This is a genomic window from Chitinophaga vietnamensis (assembly GCF_902167635.1).
Classification (GTDB): Bacteria; Bacteroidota; Bacteroidia; order Chitinophagales; family Chitinophagaceae; genus Chitinophaga; species Chitinophaga vietnamensis.
The window spans coordinates 83659-104478 of record NZ_CABHMS010000005.1 but is presented as its reverse complement, the minus strand read 5'-3'; the positions used below and the strand labels follow the sequence as shown (position 1 = coordinate 104478).

Sequence of the window (20820 nt, the reverse complement as noted above, 5' to 3'; positions counted from 1 at the left end):
AGATTTTATTATTCAGAATAAGGCGGATTTTGTTTGAGCAAAGGATTGGCATTGAGATTATTGCGATTGATCGGCCAGAGCAACAAACCGGGATTGTTATACCCGGGATTGGCAGGCTGACGGGCTTTCAATAAGGGGTCCATCACCTCTTTCACTTTATTGGTACGGCGAAGATCAAACCAACGTTTAAACTCGCAGAAGAACTCTAATTGTCTTTCCCAGAGGATCGCATTGAGCATACTGTTAGCATCCGTGAAATTAGCCATCGTAAAGGCTTTCAGGCCGGCGCGCGTATGTACCTGGTTCAGTTGTGCGAGCGCGCCTGCAAGATCGCCTTTGGCGGTCAAGGCTTCTGCACGCAGCAGGATAATATCTGCATACCTGTAAATCGGGTAATAGATATTGGCCTCCGATTGTTTGGGATAGATCTGCTTGCCATCTTTATCCAGTTTTACCGGGTAGTATTTCAGTATCTTGTCTCTGTTGATAGCCTTGTAATCCACGGTCTGCTTACCTCTCACGTCGATAGTATCAATCAGGAAATGATTCCAGATAGTATCTTCAACAAGGAAATTACTATTGGTATCATTACAACCGATCAGGCCGGAAATGCCTGCGCCGCCATCTACAAGGTAATCCCAGGAGAGGCTCCAGATATTTTCCAGGGAGGTGGATGGAGAGATCAACACATTTTTCCAGGTGCCGGTAGGCTCAAGTGAATACCATTTCAGCGCGGCAAGTTTATCCATCCATTTGATGGCATTATCATAATCATGACGCCACATGTAGGCATCAATCAACACGGCGGCTGCACTGCCTTTATTGATGTTGTACACAGAAGAGTGATCGGTGTTCAGCGCATTGAAGGCCGCTTCCAGGTCAGGCAATACAATGGCGGTCATGATACTGTCTGCCGATGTACGCGCCTTGTACGGACTGGTGTTCAGGTCTTCATAAGGCGTAAGCCATACGGGCGCATCGCCCCAGAGGCGGATGATGGTAAAGTAACACCATGCGCGCACTACTTTAGCCTGCGCTACATATTGCGTAAGACTGGAAGAAGGCAGGTTCTTTACAGTAGGCGCATATTTCAGGAGCATATTGGCGCGGCCAATAGTGCTGTAAAGCGGCGCCCAGTCGCTACCCGCAATGGTGGCGCTCAAACCGTTGTAGGCAAATTGCTTGTTGCCATACTGACTTACATCTAAATTATCTGTACGGGCATCGCCCCAAAAGATATAGTTGGTATTAAGACTGCTTTGTACGCCATCGTACACGCCAGCCAGCGCATGGATCACATCATCTTCCGTTTTCCAGAACTGATCGGGCGTCAGCTGCGTTTGCGGCTTTTCGTCGAGGAATTTGTTACAGCTGCCCATCATCACTGCTGCTAAGATCCCTGCTAAAAAAATTATCTGCTTCATAGCAAAAAAATTAAAGGTTAATATTAATGCCCAACCCAAGTTCCCTTCTGCGCGGGTAACGGCCATTATCCTGACCAAGTTGCAGCGCATTGTCAGAAGAAAATTCCGGATCATACCAGCTGTAGTTGGTCCAGGTGATCAGGTTGCTCGCATATACGTACATACCGGCGCCTTTGATCCTGGCGCGACGCACCAGTGCCGGGTTGAAGGCATACATCAGCTTTACATAACTCAAACGGATAAACGAAGCATCTTCCAGGTAACGGGTACTTACGCGATGGTTCCAGGCAGTGCTTTTATCTACCCTTGGCACATCGGTGATGTCGCCCGGCTTACGCCAGGCATGATAGATCACATAAGGCTGTGGAATGATGTTGGAAGTAGCATAATCATTGAGTGCAGCAGCAGCGGCATTATATATCTTTCCTCCCATAGTGATGTTGAAGGTGAAAGACAGCGTGAAGTTTTTATACGTCAGGTTATTGATCCACCCGGCGTAGAACTTGGGTTGCGCGTTTCCGATCACGGTGCGGTCGGCATCATCGATCACGCTGTCTTTTACAGGATTGGCATAGATTACGTCGCCACCTTTGAGCAGGTTGCCATTGCCGTACATGTGATGTACCACGCCGGTATATTTCTGTCCGTTCAGTTGATACTCGCCTGTGAATTTCTGATTGGCGTCGAATATGGGCGTGAGTTGTTCCCATCCATCATTGTAGGCATTGGATTCATCGTATTGATACACGCCTTTGTATACAAAGCCGTAGAAGTCGCCCAGGCGGCCGCCTTCGCGGATCAGCCATTTATCTCCCGCAATAAATTGTTGTCCGTTATAGAGCTGCAATATCTTGCTCCGTTCAAAAGTAATATTGAAAATAGTGTTCCACTGGAAATTGGCTTTTCTCACGGGAGTGATGTTCACAGCAAATTCCAGCCCGGTGTTGCGGATGCCTCCCAGGTTGATGCGGGTGCTGCTGTAGCCTGTTTCCACTGGCAGCGGACGGGAGTACAGGAGGTTACGCGTGGTTTTGGCGTAGTAGTCGAAAGTGAATTGCACCCGGTCTTTGAGCAGGCTCAGGTCCAGGCCTATATCCGCCGTGCGCGTACTTTCCCAGCTGAGGTCCTTGTTACCGAAATCGGAAGTAGGCACTGCGCCGGAAATGCCGTTATAGAACTGTGTGCCAAAGGTGAGGCGCTGCATGGCATCATAATCACCGATACGTTCATTACCATTCATGCCGTAGCTCAGGCGCACTTTGGCATCGCTCAGATAGCGGCGGGTGAAGCTCATGAACTTTTCATCGCTGAGGCGCCAGGCGGCCGATACGGAGGGGAAATCGCCCCATACATTAGACTTACCAAAGCGGGAGGAGCCATCATGGCGCAAGGTAGCATTAACGATATAACGGCCTTTATAACTGTAGCCTACGCGGCCGAAGAAAGACGCCATGCTGTGCACATATCCCGAGGTAGTGGTTTTGTTGTTAAGCAGCTGCCCATAAGCGTTAGCATAGTAGATCAGTTCACTTACATAATCGGTGCCGGCGATATCGAAAGAATTGCCTTTTGCCTTCTCTGCGCTGAAGCCTGCCATGGCAGTGATTTCATGCGCTTGTTTCCATGCTTTGTGATAATTAAAGTAGGCCTGGTATTGCCATCCGATATTGAGATCAAAGCTCTCGCCGCCATTGTTCCTGGGCGGCGATGCGGCGCTGACGAGCTTGGAGGCAAACATGACATTATGCGGTGCGGCCAGGTCTACGTTGAAGTTGGTATGGAAGTCCAGGCCTTTGGCTATTTTGAAATCCATGAAGGAGAAGGCAGAACCGGCATACGACTGTGTGGTATTTGTTTCATAGAGCGCATTGGCGAGCGGGTTGCGCCGGCCGCCAAGATAGCCGGCTACGGTGCCATCCGGCAGCCACACGTAGTAGTTGGTAGGCCTTTGGAAAGTTTGGTTGAGCGTATTTCCTTCATTGATATTATTCTTATTCTGATAGGCAAACTGGAAACGGTTACCGAACTTGAAACGATCGGAGAGCGCAAACTCGGTGTTCACGCGGGCCCGGATAGTTTTGGCCCAGCTGTTAACCACAAGACCTTTATCGTCGAGGTACTGCATGCTGGAATAATAGTTCGATGTTTTAGAGGCGCCGCTCATGCTGAGGTCCACTTGCTGACGTATAGCCGTTTGCGTGATAATGCTCTGATAGTCGTTATCAGCATTGAAGCTCGGGTTGAGCGAATCGGCGGAGGTGCCGGAAGTGCCTTGCAGGATGCGGTACATGCGTACTTCGTCGGCATTGGATTGCCGCATTTTATGTGCGAGCTTGCCGAATACGCTGGAATAGCGCACATCAAAAGCGGGTTTGCCTTCCTGTCCACGTTTGGTGGTGATGATGATCACGCCGTTGGCGGAGCGGGAGCCGTAGATAGCGGCGCTGGCGGCGTCTTTGAGTATCTCTATCGATTGTATATCGCCGGGATTGATGTTGCTGGCGCTTTCCGCGAGCACGCCATCGATCACATAGAGGGGGTTGTTGCCGGCGGTGGAGAAGGTAGAGAACCCGCGGATGCGCACACTTCCTTCTGCGCCGGGTTTACCGGCATCGTTCATTACAAGTACGCCGGCGGCCTGGCTTTGCAGGGCATCGACGAGGTTTACCGGTTGTCGTTTTTCGATGGCATCCCGGCTGATGGAGGTGATGGCGCCGGTAACGTCGCGTTTGCGCACGCTGCCATAGCCTACGGCCACTACTTCATCGAGTGATTTGTTGTCGGCCTGCATCCGGATGCTGATGTTTTTAGCGCCGTTGAGCGCTTTCTCTACGGGCGTGTGGCCGATGGCGGAAAAAACCAGTGTAGCCGTTGCCGGTACATTGGCAATAACAAAGCGGCCTTCCTGGTTGGTGGTGGCCCCTGCTGTTGTTCCTTTTACGCGGACTGTTACGCCGGGAAATGGCTGGTTGTCTGGTGTGAGTACCTGGCCCGAAATGGCGCCATCCTGCGCATGAAGCGTAGTCAAACTTCCGCCACAAAGCAATAGCAGCAAAGCGAGCAGGGGTATGCGTCGTAAATAGGCATACATAATAGAACAGTTAATAACGTGAGATAATAAAGGACGATAAAAAATGCTGACAGTCTGAATGCCATACTAACGGGAACGTATATACGCGCTACACAGAATGCTACAGCACAGCATACAGGCTATGATGTTGTTATATAACAAAGATGGAATACAGTAAACAGATTTGAATTAAGAGAAACGCTTATCCTCCTGTATAAGGGCCGCTGGTACTTTACTTTTCATAATGGAATTTTTTAAAGGGATACGTAAATTTTATCGCAAGTCTAGTTCTGGTTGATGTCCTGATTGAGCAAACGATTGCACTATTATACAAAAGGTCTGAACCCCAATGTTTACAGGCATTTCCGCCGCTTCATCCCGTGGTTGATTAGTCGAAATTACGCAATCGATTGCACTTAATGAAGTGCTATTTTCGCATTTTTTAATAGGATTTTCATCTTACACAATATGTTCTTTCATCGCTTTTACGATAGCATTGGAGCGTGAGTTAACATCCAGTTTCCGATAGATATTCATGATATGTGAGCGAACGGTTCCCACACTGATATGGCAATGTTCCGCGATCTTCTTATAAGTATCCCCGCTAACGAGGCAGCGCAATATTTCTTTTTCACGGGGCGACAATCCATACGGATCCTGCTGGTGCGCCAGCCGGTCTTTCCGGAAAAAGGCCAGTACTTTATTCACTGCTACCATATTGGAATGCAGCGCGGTTTCATATACTTGCGTAATAAATTCCGATAAAGATACCGGCGGAATATGATCCGGCTCAAAACCCGCTCTGGGCGCGGGTACCTGCGATACCGACTTCTCCTGTTCATTTAATGTAAGCAGGATCACATTAATATCAGGGTACGCAGCCTTCACAATGCTGGCAGCCTCTAAAGTGGTAAGTCCGGGTATATCTATGTCCATAAAAACCAGGTTACAGATATCTTTTGCTAATTGTTGTAACATTTCCGTTGATTCGTTGTGCATTCCAGGCACTTCATAAAGACTTGGTTCTGCCAAATGACCAGCACTTATAGGCCGCACTTTTTTCATAATATTCCTTTTGGGTTATAGTATGTTTTCCTGAAATCTCCCATCGTAAAGCTGCAAGTTCCGGAAGCTGGTATGGCTAATAGTTAGAAAATGGGAAGTTCACACGGTTCCCATACCGAAACAAATTTGGTACAAATACCAGCAGCAGTCAATCGGATACGTATATGGTTTTTCAATAAATATTAATATACAATTTGTTCTATATTATAGAATTCACACACTCATAATATGGTCTTGTTCAAATAAATAATGGATTAACAGAGATATAATAAACTAATTCTCAAGGTCTTCTAAGTTGGACCGGTTTTTCAATACTCAAATTGAATTTAAAACTATATATCAAAATTGGACTTTGGCGGCGGCTCTCCTTCCCGTACCTTTTGCGCCGGTTAGATCGTCGCCCAGATCATTACGATATTTCTCTGCTAACTGTAATAACGCTTTCACTACCTCAGGATATTGTGATTGCACATCTAAAGTTTCTCCGGGATCATGGCGCATATCATATAACGCTTGTGCAACCATCATTGTTGGCTGCGCACCCGGAAAACCATCCTTACCAGGTACATTTAATTTATACGTGCGCGAACGATGCGGCAACACCAGCTTCCATGGCCCTTTACGGATTGCCTGTAAACTATTGGTTTCATAATATACAGCGAGTTCATCACGCGGGTTCGCGTCCGGTTCGTTGAACATCAGCGAACGCATATCCACGCCATCAATCCGGCGCGACGGCAGCCTGGCGCCACAAAGCCCCGCTATAGTAGGCAACAGATCAATAGTAGCAGCCATCCGGTTACAGACTGTACCTGCCGGTATCTTGCCCGGCCAGCGCATAATACAAGGCACACGGATACCGCCTTCAAAGGAAGTGCCCTTGCCCTCACGCAGGCCGCCTGTAGTGCCCGCATGATTGCCATAAGATAACCACGGGCCATTATCACTCGTGAAGATCACCAGCGTATTGTCCGCCACACCGCTCTCCTGGAGGGTTTTCAACACCTCTCCCACCGACCAGTCGATCTCCTCGATCACATCTCCAAACAATCCATCCTTGCTCTTTCCTTTAAATTTATCTGATGCGGCAATCGGCACATGCGGCATGCTGTGCGCGAGATATAAGAAGAAAGGTTTTTGTTTATTCTCCCGGATAAACTTGCAGGCACGCTCCGTGTACAAGGTGGTTAACTGCGCCTGGTCATCCAGCGTTTTGATATAACGTACCGGCTTGTTGCCTTCAATCAGCGGCAAAGGAGGATACTTGCTTCGTGGATTCGTAGAAGTATCTGCATAGGGCACGCCATCATAATGTACGGGCCACATATCGTTGGAATAAGGCAATCCAAGATATTCATCAAAGCCATGCTGCAAAGGCAGCCAGGGCTCTTTAGATCCAAGATGCCATTTACCTACCATACCGGTATGGTATCCACGTTGCTTTAACACATTGGCGATCGTTGTTTCACTGGTGTCCAACGCGATGGGGGCAGTAGGCCACAAGGCCCCGCTGATGCCTACTCTGTTAGGATAGCAACCTGTGAGCAAAGCCGCTCTGGAAGCGGAACACACCGCCTGTGCCACATAAAAATAAGTAAAGCGCATCCCCTGCGCCGCCATCTTGTTCAGGTTAGGCGTATGCCACGGGGAACCGGCATAACATTCCAGGTCACCATATCCCATATCATCCATGAAAATGATCACCACATTGGGTTGCTTTGCCGCAGGCTGCGGCTCCACAAAACTGAATGAGAGACCGGTTAACATCAACGCGCTAAATAACAGTGCAACTTTTTTCATTCCGGCTTTTTAACAATAAGAAAATGGTGGCGCTATAAAAATAGAAAAAATTAAATGATTTACGGATTTATTGATTTACAGATTTATTGATTTGGTTGAAGCGAAGATGAACAATGTTGTCATCTTCGCTTCAACCAAATCAATAAATCCATAAATCAATAAATTCAAAAATATTACTTATTTCAGCAACAGTTCAATCACCGGGATCTCTACGTCTGGTTTGCGTACGGGCAAGCTCAGTGCTACATCGCCTTTGTCGGTATCATGCATGCGTATTTCAGAGCCATCATGCAGGAACTGTGCATATTTGATCTTGCCTTTCATGCCAGGTAATTCAAAGCGTTGCAAAGGATAATCGAGCAGGTGTACATACAAACGTTTGGTGGTGGGATTGTAGGTCAGCAAACTGTTATCCGGCGCTTTAAACTCCGCAGGCGCCTGCGTGCAGCCATAGATCGAACGGCCATTGTACTGCATCCAGTCGCCCATGCCTTTCAATGCTTTCTGTGCGCGCGGATCAAAGAGGCCGCGGGAGGTAGGCCCTACGTTGAGCAGGAGGTTACCGCCTTTGCTCACAGATTCGATCAGCAATACCAGCAACTGTTTGTTATCTTTCCACGTCATCTCATCCCGGTAATAACCCCAGGAGCCGGAGAAGGTCTGACAGGTTTCCCAATGTATCTTCTTGCCATTACGAGTAGGCCATTCGGAAACTTTGTATTGTTCTGGTGTCACGAAATCAGCGCCATCATCATATTCATCGAGGTCCAGACGGTTATTGATCAGGATGCCGGGCTGCAATTTGCGCACCATCTTGATGAGGTCGAGAGAGTTCCAGTCGTTATGATCTTTACCATGCTCGCCGGGGAAAGAGAAGTCCAGCCAGAGGATATCTATCTTACCATAATTACTCATCAGTTCTTTCACCTGATTATGCAGGTAGGTGCGGTATTTAGCCATATCACGGCCTTTGTTCAGGCGCTCATAATCTTTGGGATCGTTGGGCCTTTGCGGATGATTGTTATCAATAGTGTAATCCGGATGGTGCCAGTCGAGCAGCGAATAATAGAAGCCCACTTTCAATCCTTCTGCACGGAAGGCATCCAGCCATTCCTTCACGAGGTCTTTTCGTATAGGCGTGTTAGTGGCTTTATAATCTGTGAATTTGGAGTCGAAGAGGCAAAAGCCTTCATGGTGTTTGGTGGTGAGCACGGCATATTTCATACCGGCTTCTTTGGCCATGCGCGCCCATTCGCGGGGATTGTAAAGATCGGGATTGAAGTTTTCGAAATATTGCTGGTACACGCTGTCGTTCAGGCGCTCATGGCTTTTTACCCATTCATGCCTGGCCGGCATGGAGTACAGGCCCCAGTGGATGAACATACCGAAACGGTCGTTGAGCCACCAGGCCATCCGCTGTTCCTGTTGGGCCTCCGTTTCATTGAATATCTTTTTCTGCGCCTGCCCTTGCAGCAGGAACAACAGCAGCGTGAGGATGGTAAGTGTCAATTTTTTCATGATATACATTTTGGTTTGATCTCTGTATTATTCCACCACCAGCCAGGTATAGCCGGAGGCGGGGATGCTGACGGTCACATGCGCCTTGTATTCACGGTCAAGGCTATACGTTTTTGGCGTGCCTTCTTTTTCACGGATGCGGGCAGTGCGATCCAGTCCGCTGTAATACAATGGCAGCGCTATTTCCCGGGTAATGGGCTGAGTGGTGGGATTGTATAGCATCACCAATGCTTTCTGCTGCCAGTGGGCGCTCACGTGCATGATACCGTCCCAGTCGCGGCCATCGGCACGACGCAGGTGTATCACATCGGTATTTAGAATATCACGGTACTTTTTATACCAGCGGATCACACGTTGTACCAGTTGTTTGGTGCTATCGGTATCGTACAATCGGGGGCCGCGGTAGCAGGCCTGTATGCCGGCGCCATAGTATTGCATCATCAGCTGTTCGTAGGCATCGAGGTGATCTTTGAGCGGCTCCAGTGTAGCAGCCGCGCCGCCGCCCTGGTACTCAGTGAGCGGCACAAAGCCCCAGCCCATGGCAGGTGTTTTCTCCCAGGTACCATCAAAAATATTCTGCCTGTTGAGGATCAGCTGCTGCGCGCGCGGCAGGGAGAAGTTCACCTCGCGGTAGCCCAGCGCGATCTTGTTGGTGCCATCCAGGAAGTACCAGTCCGGCGCATTGATGTACACGCCCATTTCATTGAGCGTATGGTACAAGCCCTTCTGTAGCTCCATCTGTTTCCACTGTGAGTCTTTCAGGCCGGTATGACCGGGATGTGTGGTAGATGCGCATACATCGCCGGGATAGGGACCATCATTCTCGAAAATATCGAAGCCGGTTTGGCGGATAAAGGTTTTTATTTTAGCAAGATAGGCGAGGCCCCACTTGCTGCCCAGACAGGGCGCATTACCGAAGAAAGCGCCGCCGGGCTTGCCAGTAGCGGGATTGATCACATCGTCCTCATCACTGATACGCCTGCTCGAAAAGAGGGAATAACCGCCGAGCCAAACATTTTTGCTATGGGCATAATCCGCCAGCTGCTTGTATTTCGCAATGTTGGCCGCACTGGTATCTTCCATATTGAGGCCGCTGCCGAAACTGAGGATCACGCCTTCATAACCGGTGGCGGCACATTGATCGATGATGGCTTTCACTTTCACCGGATCGCTGCTCACGAGGTGCATGAACACCGGGTTTTCAGCGGTCCATGGCGCAATGACACGGTACATCGCTCTTTTGGCGAGACCATTGCGTTCGCGGTCATAACTATCCAGCAGCAGCTCGCAGGTACGGATGGAGCGGTAGTTTTCACCTGCCGCCATCGTAATGCCCACGGGCACTATCGGATGCACTTCCAGCAAACAAGGGGTTTGCAGGTCATAGTTCACCTGTGATGTATAGGTACTGTCGATTTTCCAATGTGTGCTCTGATCGCTCAAACTTGCCTTCATCGCATTATTGAAGGTATAATTGCTTTCAATGTAGAGACCATGCGGCGTGGCCATCTTCGTAACGCTGCCTACCACGGCAGATTCTTCTTCCGGTGTGGCGAGTATCTCATTCACCACCTGGTCCAGCTGTAATGCCGCACGGCTGCCATTGAGCACCTCCAGCCATTTCACGATGAGAGGTATGCCGTCGTAGATCTCGTAATGTACTTTTACCGCTACGCCTTGCAGGGCAGGCGCCTGCGCTTTATAGGTAAATACCAATGCTTTACCACCGGACCAATACGGGCTGCCCGTCCAGCCTTTCGGCTTCCAGCGCAGGTAGGGCTGAATGGGGCCAACTTCGTGCGACTGATACATAAAATCTTCCTGGCCGGCATGCAGCTCATCGAGCCATGCGGGCAGCAGGTAGGCTTGTTCGCGCTGGCCATAGGCGCCGCCCATATTGTAATACTTTCCGTTCACCTGGATGCGCGCTTCCGGTTTCACGGCGCGCAACAACTGTTCGCCGCTGCCAAGGTTACGGAAATCGGTGCAGATCACGTTGGGGGCTATACGAAAAGTGCGGCTGAGCAGGCCGTTGCCAAGGGTGATTTCCCCGTTTCGCTCTGTGATAGCGGCTTTGAAGCCACTGTTATCGATCAGCCAGTCTTTCTTTACCGGCTTTTTCTCCTGTGCAGGCAGGGCGGTAGTATACAATATGCCCGCTATCCCGCAAGCCAGGATGATTGCTTTCTTCATCATTTCACTGAATTAAATAATATTACCTGACCGGTTGCAGTATCAGGCTGCGTAACCGGAATAATTCCTGTTTGTTATTAGCCGCAGGCTTCACTGCGATATTATATTTTCCGGGTTGATCAATGTGGATGATACCTACCGCATGCGGAATGAACAACATGGGCTGGTGGCTGTTGTACACGCCGGTAGCCAGTGTGAGGAAAGGCAGCTGCTGACTGTTAACCGTTACCAGTCCTTGCTGGGAGGCCGCGCCGGTTTCGCAGGAATAGTCCAGTATCACCTTATAATCGCCTGCATCCTGTACGTCCAGAGGGAATATCAACGCATCTTCCGGTTGCTTCATACCGATGGCGCAGTTATCATGTTTCCAGTCGCCGAAATAATGTGAATAGGTAAACAGCTTGCTGGTGGCGGCGCCATTGAATACGGCCCATACCGCTGGTATAGATGCCTGCGGATACTGGCTGCTCACGGTTTGCACCCGCTGCCGCGACAGGTCGGGTTGCGTACCATTATATATCACTTCCAATACGGTATTTCGTGTATCCGGCAACGTAGTGGGCAGCTGGATCACGGTTTCCGTGGGTGTTTGTTTATAAGATAGCGGAAGATGGGTACCGAGGATCTTTACAGATTTAATTTTTGCGCTGAGGCCGGGCACGCGCAATGCCCTGTTGGCGGGCATTTCCCACACATGCAGAAAAAGGCGTCCCGGTTTGCTGGTGCTGACGCCCCAGGGCTGCGCCGGGATGAGGCCATAGGTGGTGCCATAGATACTTTCGCCATACTGTTGCAGCCACCTGCCGGTGGCTTTCAGGTATTCGATGGAATAGGCCGGCCAGCGGCCGTTTCCATCGGGACCTACATTGAGCATGAGGTTCCCTCCTTTGGAAGCTACATTCGAGAGCAGCCGGATGATCTCCTGCGGAGATTTGAAATTGAGATCATGTTGAATATATCCCCAGGAGTCGTTGTGGGTATAGATAGATTCCCATGCGCCGGCGATGGGTACCGGCGGCACTTCAGAATCGCCGAAATCGCGGTAGTCGCCCAGGTCGTGGCCTACTCTGCTGCTGAAGAGGCAGCCGGGTTGCAGTACCCGGAGGCTGTCGATCATCTTTTTGGTTTGTTCTGTGGTGAGGCCGCCGGGCATATCAAACCAGATGATGCCGAGCGGGCCATAGTTGGTGAGCAGCTCTTTTAATTGCGGCACCGATTTGCTGCGGTAATATTGCTGGTAGTCTTTTTCCTTTTCTTTAAAATCCCAGTTGTTGCCGCCGCCATTAGGTTCGTGCCAGTCGAGGAACTGTGAATAATAGAACCCGAAATGGATGCCTTGCTGCCGGCAGGCCGCAGCGAGGGCTTTCATGGGATCTTTTTTATAAGGAGTGGCGGCTACGATATTGAAGTCGGAGACTTTGGAATCGTACATGCTGAAGCCTTCGTGGTGTTTGGCCGTGATCACAAGATAGCGGATGCCGGCGGCTTTGGCTGTGGCGGCCCATTCGCTGGCATCAAAGCCGGTGGGATTGAAGGTGGCGGCTACCTGTGCATATTCGGCGGCCGGCGCTTTGGCGCGGTGCATGATCCATTCGCCACTGCCGTAATAGCTGCTGTCTTTCCAGCGGCCGGCCAGTTTGGAATAGAGCCCCCAATGGATGAAGAGGCCAAATTTAGCCTCCCGGAACCATTGCAGGCCAGGGTGTTTTTCATTGCTGGTGGCGCCTTTGGCCCACATGTCGGGCATATCCTGGGCCCAACAGCGTGTGCACATCAGCGTTAGTATCAGTATAACGGGAAATTTATGGAACATACTTTTTATTACTAGCGGTCCATAAAAAGTAGCGATAAGCTGCGGCATGTCCAAGCCCTTAGAAAAAAGATATCAGGGAAAGGGAAAATTGTATAATGGCCACATTAACCAGCAGTTAACTAATTATCCGGAATGGAAACTTTAATTTCGTTACTGATTCAATCGAAATAATTTATTTCAAGATAATAGTAGGCTACAATTTGAATACAGCACATCCTGCGGCTGTCCTATGCCGGGGATAGCATGTGAATGTTTTCCGGCCCTTGCTGATGGCTTCAGCAAGGGTCTTTTTTTTGCCGGTCTCATCCGGAAAGACCATTTGTTAATCCATCTTCCTATCATCTCCACCCATCTATTCTTTTCCAGCTCCTCCTTAATATTACACCATAACTACATCGCGTTGAGAAAAACGGAATGCATACAAAGTACAAAACATCATGATAGAGGTCCCGGCCACCTTTCCAGGTAGCTGGTTAAATTCTTTGTAACCAGATCAGATTTTGGGTTGATTATTTTTCATAAAGATATCATTGAATTTGGCAGGATGGGTTTTTGATTCTAACATCATCCAGCTAATGGTGCCGCACAGTGTCTACTGATGCGGACTTTTTTTGCGGGTAACAAAGCGTATCAGACCTCTCTCTCCCAAGCCCTTTTTTCATGACAAAATTCCGGCATGGCAAAGGCTTCCATATGCCCGGAAGGAATGGTAAACAAGCGTATCATTTTTATCACAATCAATTAATTATCAATTAGTTGTGAGAAAATTTATTTGCAAGATACCTGTTTTTCCCATTAACTTTACGCCGGATACAACAAAATAATTCCATGTTAGCATAAGTAGCACCAAGATCTATTATCCACTAACCAACTTTACCGATATAGTTATGAAAAAACGATTTTTACTCACCATGTTCCTGCTTGTATGTTGTGCCCTGGCATTTGCCCAGCAGCAAACCCGTGTGCAGGGAACGATCAGGGACAGTCATGGCACCCCGCTACCAGGTGTGTCTGTCCATGTAAAAGGAGCGACTCAGGGCGTTACCGCCGACAATAACGGCGTGTTCAGCATCAATGTAGCGCCCGATGCTGTACTGGTATTTTCCTACATCGGCTTCAGCAGCCAGGAAGTGGCTGTGAGCGGCCGCAGCGCCATCAACATCACCCTGAATGATAGTAACTCCCACCTCGATGAAGTAGTGGTAGTAGGTTATGGTACGCAGAAAAAGAAAGACCTCACCACCGCAGTGGTGAGTGTAAACACCAAAGACATTGAAGAGCGCCCCATCGTGCAAACAGCAGGCGCCCTTCAGGGTAAGGCAGCAGGCGTACAGGTAACGCAGCCCAGCGGCAAGCCCGGCACGGCCTTCTCCATCCGCGTACGTGGCGCCACCTCCGTACAGGCCGGCAATGAGCCGCTCTATGTGATCGACGGAGTGCCAACTATGGATACCCGCGACCTGAACGTCAACGACATCGCCAGCATACAGGTATTGAAAGATGCTTCCTCTGCCGCCATTTACGGCGCCCGTGCCGCCAACGGCGTGGTGATCATCACCACCAAAAGAGGAAAGGAAAGTATGCCGGTCATCTCCTTTAATACTTATTACGGCGTTTCCAATCTCGCGAAGAAAATAAATGTGCTCAATCCCTCCCAGTACAACGACCTGATGAAGGAACTGGGCTATAACGTGCAACCCGCCACCACTACCACCGACTGGCTCAAAGAAGTTTTTAAAACGGGGCATAACCAGAATTACCAGCTGGCCTTTTCCGGCGGCAATGCACAATCACAATATTATGTGTCCGGCAATATCACCCGCGACGACGGGATCGTGAAGCCTGCCGCCTATAACCGTTACGCTTTCCGCGTGAACCTCGACAACCAGGTGAAATCATGGTTCAAGCTCAGCACCAACATCAGCTATTCCAATGTGAATTCGAAAGATGTGAAAGACAATGGCAACGCCATGCGCAATGCCGCCATCCTTGGCGCTCTGAACGCGCCGCCCACCATGGGCATCTTTGAGAAAGACTCGCTGGGCCGCAACCGCTATACCAGCAATCTCTACAAAGCCGGCTGGGATAACCCGCTGGCCGCCATCGACGGGCCCACTCAAAACACCACTGATAATCGTATATTCGGTAACGTTAGTGGCGAACTTACCTTGTACAAAGGCCTGAAGTTCAAATCCAATTTCGGTATCGATTACTTCAACCACAAGTACGATTATTACCTCGATGCCTTCTCCACCACCCCTGGCCGCAATGACCATGGTATCGGCAATTCGGATAAATCCAACAGCTTCACTTACCTGCTGGAAAACTATTTCACCTACGACCATAGCTGGAAAAAGCACAATGTATCTGCCATGGCGGGCATCACCACCCAGCAGAACAAATACAATATTTCCACGATGAACGGCCGCGACTTCCCCGACGACCCTACCGTGAAAACATTGAATGCCGCCAACCAGCTCACCGGTTTCACCGAAGAATCAGCCTGGTTCCTGATGTCGTACATCAGCCGCGTGATGTATAACTACGATAGCAAATACCTGTTCACCGCCAACTTCAGGGCCGATGGCTCTTCCAAGCTGGCGCCAGGTCACCAGTGGGGTTACTTCCCCTCCTTCTCTGCCGGCTGGCGTATCTCCGCGGAACCTTTCATGAAAGATGTGCGCGTGATCAACGACCTGAAGATCCGCGCCGGATGGGGCCAGAATGGCAACCAGGAAGGACTGGACAACTACTCCGCCTATGGTCTTAATACCTATAAGCAACGCACGCCTACCAATCCTTTGTCGGGCCCGGATATCGTGATCCCTTCCTATATCCCCAATCCCAACCTGACCTGGGAAACCACTACACAAACCAATGTGGGCATCGATATCAGCCTCTTTAACTCCCGCCTGACGGTGAGCGCTGATGCTTACCTCAAGCAAACCAGGGACCTGCTGCTGAACGTGCCCGTGCCCAAGATCGCCAATGTGCAATATATGCCTGGCAACTTCGGCGCGATGGAGAACAAGGGCCTTGAGTTCACAGTATCTTCTGTGAACATGGACACCAAACAATTCACCTGGCATACGGATTTCAACATTTCGTTTAACCGTAACCGTATCACCGATATGCAGCTCAGCCCGGTGTATTACTTTGGCGGTGTGGAAGGACGCGATAACATTATCATCCTGAAGAAAGGCGTAGCGCTGGGCACTTTCTATGGCTACATCTCTGAAGGTGTGGATCCGCAAACAGGTAATATCAAATACAAAGACGTGAATGGCGATGGCGTGATCACCCCGCAGGACCGCACCGTGATCGGTTGCGCGCAGCCCAGGTTTACCTACGGCATGAACAACGACCTGCGCTTCCGTAACTGGGGCCTGTCGTTCCTGCTGCAAGGCTCACAAGGCAATGATGTATTCAATGCATCCCGTATGGAAACAGAAGGGATGTATGATAGTAAAAACCAAAGCACAGATGTGCTGAGAAGATGGACCAAACCCGGACAGGTGACCGATATCCCAAAGGCCACCCTGCAGGATGTGACCAACTCGCTCACCAGCAGCCGCTTTGTGGAAAACGGTTCCTACCTGCGCATGAAGAGTATCACGCTCTCCTATAACCTGCCACAGGAGCTTATTTCACACATCAAGCTCACAAAGCTCTCTGTGTATGTAACCGCTACCAATATCTTCACCATCACCAAATACAAAGGCTTTGATCCGGAAGTGAATGCCTTCAATGCCGCCGCTAATCCCGACAAGGTAAATAACAACGGCGCTACGCTGGGCATCGATTATGGCACTTATCCACAGGCCAGATCGTTCATTGCTGGTTTAAATCTTCAATTCTAAATCCTGATGGCCATGAAAAAAACACATTTATTTATACTTGGAATAATGCTCATCGCTGGCGCCTCCTGCCAGAAGCAGCTGGACCTGAAGCCTATCTCCAATACGATCAGCGGCGGCAATGGCGCGGGTAGCGCCGGCTCCTTCATCAAAGACGCCGCCACAGCCGAAAGCGCGATGTCGGCCTGCTACTCTTTCTTCAAGAACGATGGCGCGGAATATTATGTACTGGACTATTTTAACAATGGCGACTCACAGTCAGACAATGCCTATGTAGGCGCTGACAACGTAAACGGTTTCCAGATCGATGAGTTCCGCATCGTTTCTACCAACGAATGGGTGAAGCGCGACTGGGGCTATCTTTACAATCACATTGCGCGTTGCAATGCCGTGATCCTGAATGTGCCCAAGGTAACAGATCCAGCACTCACGCAGGCCCGCAAAAGCCAGATGATTGGCGAGGCCAAAACATTACGCGCCCGCGCATTCTTCGACCTGGTGCGCATCTTCGGCCCCGTGCCACTGATCACCTACGAGTTCCCGGCCATCACACCGGATAACATCTCCCAGATTTATCCTCAATTATATCCCGCCCGTACTACTGTTGACTCTGTGTACAAACAGATCATACAGGACCTCAGCGATGCCGCCACCACCGTGCCTTCCAGCGCACAGAACAAAGGCTATGTAACGCCCGGCGTAGTATATACCCTGCTGGCAAAAGTGTATGCTGCGTACAATCCTCACGACTGGGCCAAAGTGAAAGAGAACTGCGACAAAGTGATAGCCCTGGGATATGCTTTGCTGCCTGAGTTCGAGCAGCTGTGGGATAACAACCATCTCAATTCTTCCGAAGCGATCTTTGAACTGAACTTCGCCGGTTGGGAAACCGGTGGTAACTGGGGCACCAGCATGTTCCTCGGCGACGACTGGAAAAAATTCTGCAATCCTTCCAATGATATGCTGAAAGCATACGATGATGCAGGCGATGCCGTGAGAAAGGCTTCCACCATCACTTTCATGAATGTGAATGGCAAGTGGGCAGACAAATACCTGGATGTCAATAAATTTCCTTTCTTCTACAAGATGCGCAAAACTGATGGCACGCAACATATTATCATGTACCGTCTCGCGGATGTGTTGCTCCTGAAGGCAGAGGCGCTCAATGAGCTGGGCGATGCCGCCGGCGCCGCTGTGCTGGTGAACCAGATCCGTAGCCGCGCACACCTGGCGCCTACTACGGCCACCAGCCAGAGCGACCTTCGCAATGCCATTGCGCTGGAACGCAGGCTGGAACTGGCTTTCGAAGGACAGCGCTGGTTCGACCTGTTGCGTACCAACCAGGCCATCCCTGTGATGCAGGCTGTAAAAGATGGCAACGGTAACAACCTCGGTTACAAGCTGAATGAAAACAAGCTGCTGTGGCCAGTTCCACAGGGCGAGATGGACCTCAACCCGAGTCTGACACAGAACCCCGGGTATTGATCGTAGCAAAACAGTGGATGATGAATGTGTTCAAGGTATTGATAATAATGGCGCTCATGGCCGCGCCGCTGACCCGTTTGCCGCACAAGGTGAGCGTATGGGTCACCAATGGAAAGGGTAGCAAATTATTGCATCGGGATGCGGACATCCCGATGTACCCTGGTTCGCAGGGGATGATCAGTATAGATACGAGCCGCCGCTTGCAGGAAGTGAGCGGTTTCGGGGCGGCGCTCACGGGGTCGTCGGCCTGGCTGATCCATCAGCTGGAACCCGCGCGGAGAAAAGCTTTGCTGAGAGAGCTTTTCGATCCGGCGCGCGGTATCGGCATCAGTTACCTGCGCATTACGATGGGTGCATCGGATTTTTCGCTCCGCGATTATACGTACGACGATCTGCCTGCCGGCAGCCAGGACCCGCAGCTGAAGCGGTTTTCGCTGGGCGACGACCGGCAGGATGTGATACCGGTATTAAAGGAGATCCTGGAAGTGGCGCCGGGCCTGCGTATCATGGCAACGCCCTGGAGTGCGCCCGCCTGGATGAAAACCAATGGCCGCCTGGCCGGCGGCAAGCTGGACCCGCAATGGTATGAGGCCTATGCGCATTACTTCGTAAAATACCTGCGGGCGCTGGCGGCGGAAGGTATCCATGTAGATGCAGTGACGGTGCAGAATGAGCCGCTGCATGAAGCGGCCTATCCGTCTATGCGCATGGAGGCTGCGGAGCAGGCGGTATTTATCCGGGATCATCTCGGGCCTTTGTTCCGCCGGGAAAAGATACACACGAAAATTATTGCTTATGATCATAATTGGGATGAGCCCCAATACCCTCTCACTATCCTGAACGACCCGCAGGCAGCGGGTTACGTGGCAGGCAGCGCTTTTCATGCCTATGCCGGCGATGTGAGCGCGATGAGTCGCGTGCACGATGCCTATCCGGCCAAGGAGCTGCATTTCACCGAGATTTCCGGTGGCGAGTGGGCCAGGAATTTCAGCGATAATCTTCAATGGAATATCTCCAATATTTTCATTGGTACGATGAACAACTGGTCTAAAAGTGCGCTGCTGTGGAATCTTGCGCTGGATGCAGCACATGGCCCGCAGAACCGCGGCTGTAGCAATTGCCGGGGTGTGCTGACGCTGCGGGGCGATAGCACCCTGCGTAACGTAGAGTACTACGTGATCGCACATTTTTCAAAGTTCGTGCGGCCCGGCGCTTACCGTATCCAGAGCAGGAATGATGCCCCGCTGGAAAGCGTGGCCTTCCTGAACCGGGATGGCGGTAAGGTGCTGGTGGCGCTGAACAAAGCTGATACGGCTGTGTCGTTTACGGTACAAGCAGGCAAGGCCGTATTTCAGTACCGCTTGGAAGAACACGCGGTGGTCACACTGGCGTGGTAGTGTAGTAGTCGATGAAGTGCGGGCAGTGCTTCATCGACTTTTTTTCTTTTTTTAATGAATACTTATTCGCTTATATTTGTTATGTGAAATTGAAAGACGACAAGAAAGCAGACCAGATATTTCAGGCTGCGCTCAAGCTGGTGGCCAGAAAGGGGCTGGCAGGCATGACGATGGGCGATATTTCGAAAGCAGCCGGTATTGCCACCGGCACTTTGTACGTGTATTTCAAGGGCAAGGATGAACTGATCAATGCCTTGTTTGCAGCCTGCCGCGAAAATTCTGTACAGGTGGCATTTAAAGGTTACGACCCTGCAGGACCGTACAAGCCGGGCTTCCGTACCGTATGGCTCAACATCCTGCGATACAAGCTCCAGAACTTCGACGAATCGGTATTCCAGGAACAGTGTAACCACTCCCCTTTCATCACCACCCATACCCGCGAAAAAGCCCGTGAGCTGGCCGCTCCCTTCTTTGATCTTATCAAAAGAGGTCAACAGGAAATGCTGATCAAGGAAATGGATGCCAACCTCCTGCTGAGCTTTATGATGGGCGCTATGAACGAACTGGTGAAACAAACGCATTACAGCGCCGTGCCGCTCAACAAAAAACGGATAGAGCAGACTTTTGAACTCTGTTGGGATGCGCTCAAAGCCTGATCGATTAGCGAATAATTATTCAATATAAATACTACGCATATGGCAGACATTATGATCGCTGTAGACTTAAGCCCATTTTCAGAAAATGTGGTAAGCAATGGTGTAGCCCTGGCAAAAAAAATGCAGGCGCCCGTTGTACTCTTTTCTGTTGTGGAGATAGGCATTGGCATTGCATTACCGGATGCAGGCCCCACCGTTGCCGACGATATTCCCGCCAGGATGCGGGAAACCGAAGAACGCCTCACCGCTTTCAAAAACCAGTACCCGGATATGGATATCAGGATCGTGGTAACTGCGGGCAGCGCTAAAAATGAAACACTGGAACAGGCTCACAATGGCGACACCTCCTACCTGGTAGTAGGCACCCATGGCCGTACCGGGCTGGATCACATGCTGATGGGCAGCACCGCCGAATACATTATCCGCCACGCACGTATACCCGTGCTCGTTATACCCTATAACCAGGCGGCCCATTAAAACCTTATAACACTCAACCATCACTAAAACAACAAGGGGCAAAAGAGGCTGTTATCATAAATAAA

At 50.3% G+C, this 20820-nt stretch carries 12 protein-coding genes; 5 read left to right on the top strand and 7 right to left on the bottom strand.

Going from position 1 to position 20820, the window contains the following annotated elements; all coding sequences use genetic code 11:
- Positions 1 to 8: 8 nt before the first annotated feature.
- From FPG75_RS14580 to FPG75_RS14550, 7 genes are all read right to left on the bottom strand, one after another.
- Complete coding sequence (locus tag FPG75_RS14580; RefSeq protein WP_161596812.1) at positions 9 to 1424, bottom strand: RagB/SusD family nutrient uptake outer membrane protein; 1416 nt, start codon at positions 1422 to 1424, stop codon at positions 9 to 11.
- 10 nt (positions 1425 to 1434) lie between these two features.
- A complete protein-coding gene (locus FPG75_RS14575) occupies positions 1435 to 4515 on the bottom strand; it encodes a SusC/RagA family TonB-linked outer membrane protein (RefSeq protein ID WP_143307601.1) in 3081 nt (1026 codons plus the stop codon).
- A 438-nt stretch (positions 4516 to 4953) separates the two neighbouring features.
- A complete protein-coding gene (locus FPG75_RS14570) occupies positions 4954 to 5430 on the bottom strand; it encodes a response regulator transcription factor (RefSeq protein WP_161596811.1) in 477 nt (158 codons plus the stop codon).
- A 468-nt stretch (positions 5431 to 5898) separates the two neighbouring features.
- A complete protein-coding gene (locus tag FPG75_RS14565; protein WP_143307599.1) occupies positions 5899 to 7359 on the bottom strand; it encodes a sulfatase family protein in 1461 nt (486 codons plus the stop codon).
- Between the two features lie 177 nt (positions 7360 to 7536).
- On the bottom strand, positions 7537 to 8877 hold the full coding sequence (locus tag FPG75_RS14560) for an alpha-L-fucosidase (RefSeq protein ID WP_143307598.1): 1341 nt from the start codon (positions 8875 to 8877) through the stop codon (positions 7537 to 7539).
- 27 nt (positions 8878 to 8904) lie between these two features.
- The gene (locus tag FPG75_RS14555) at positions 8905 to 11073 is read right to left on the bottom strand and encodes an alpha-galactosidase (protein ID WP_143307597.1); all 2169 of its coding nucleotides are present in this window, start codon (positions 11071 to 11073) and stop codon (positions 8905 to 8907) included.
- Positions 11074 to 11092: 19 nt separating this feature from the next.
- Entirely contained in the window at positions 11093 to 12883 is a 1791-nt protein-coding gene (locus FPG75_RS14550; protein WP_236652796.1) for an alpha-L-fucosidase, read from the bottom strand.
- 887 nt (positions 12884 to 13770) lie between these two features.
- Between FPG75_RS14550 and FPG75_RS14545 the strand changes: the two genes are divergently transcribed.
- From FPG75_RS14545 to FPG75_RS14525, 5 genes are all read left to right on the top strand, one after another.
- Positions 13771 to 16743, top strand: a complete 2973-nt coding sequence (locus tag FPG75_RS14545) for a SusC/RagA family TonB-linked outer membrane protein (protein ID WP_201747963.1) — start codon at positions 13771 to 13773, stop codon at positions 16741 to 16743.
- 12 nt (positions 16744 to 16755) lie between these two features.
- Positions 16756 to 18225, top strand: a complete 1470-nt coding sequence (locus tag FPG75_RS14540; protein ID WP_143307596.1) for a RagB/SusD family nutrient uptake outer membrane protein — start codon at positions 16756 to 16758, stop codon at positions 18223 to 18225.
- Positions 18226 to 18245: 20 nt separating this feature from the next.
- The gene (locus tag FPG75_RS14535; RefSeq protein ID WP_201747961.1) at positions 18246 to 19622 is read left to right on the top strand and encodes a glycoside hydrolase family 30 protein; all 1377 of its coding nucleotides are present in this window, start codon (positions 18246 to 18248) and stop codon (positions 19620 to 19622) included.
- An 83-nt stretch (positions 19623 to 19705) separates the two neighbouring features.
- Entirely contained in the window at positions 19706 to 20278 is a 573-nt protein-coding gene (locus FPG75_RS14530; RefSeq protein ID WP_161596810.1) for a TetR/AcrR family transcriptional regulator, read from the top strand.
- A 39-nt stretch (positions 20279 to 20317) separates the two neighbouring features.
- A complete protein-coding gene (locus FPG75_RS14525) occupies positions 20318 to 20755 on the top strand; it encodes a universal stress protein (RefSeq protein WP_143307593.1) in 438 nt (145 codons plus the stop codon).
- Positions 20756 to 20820: the final 65 nt, after the last annotated feature.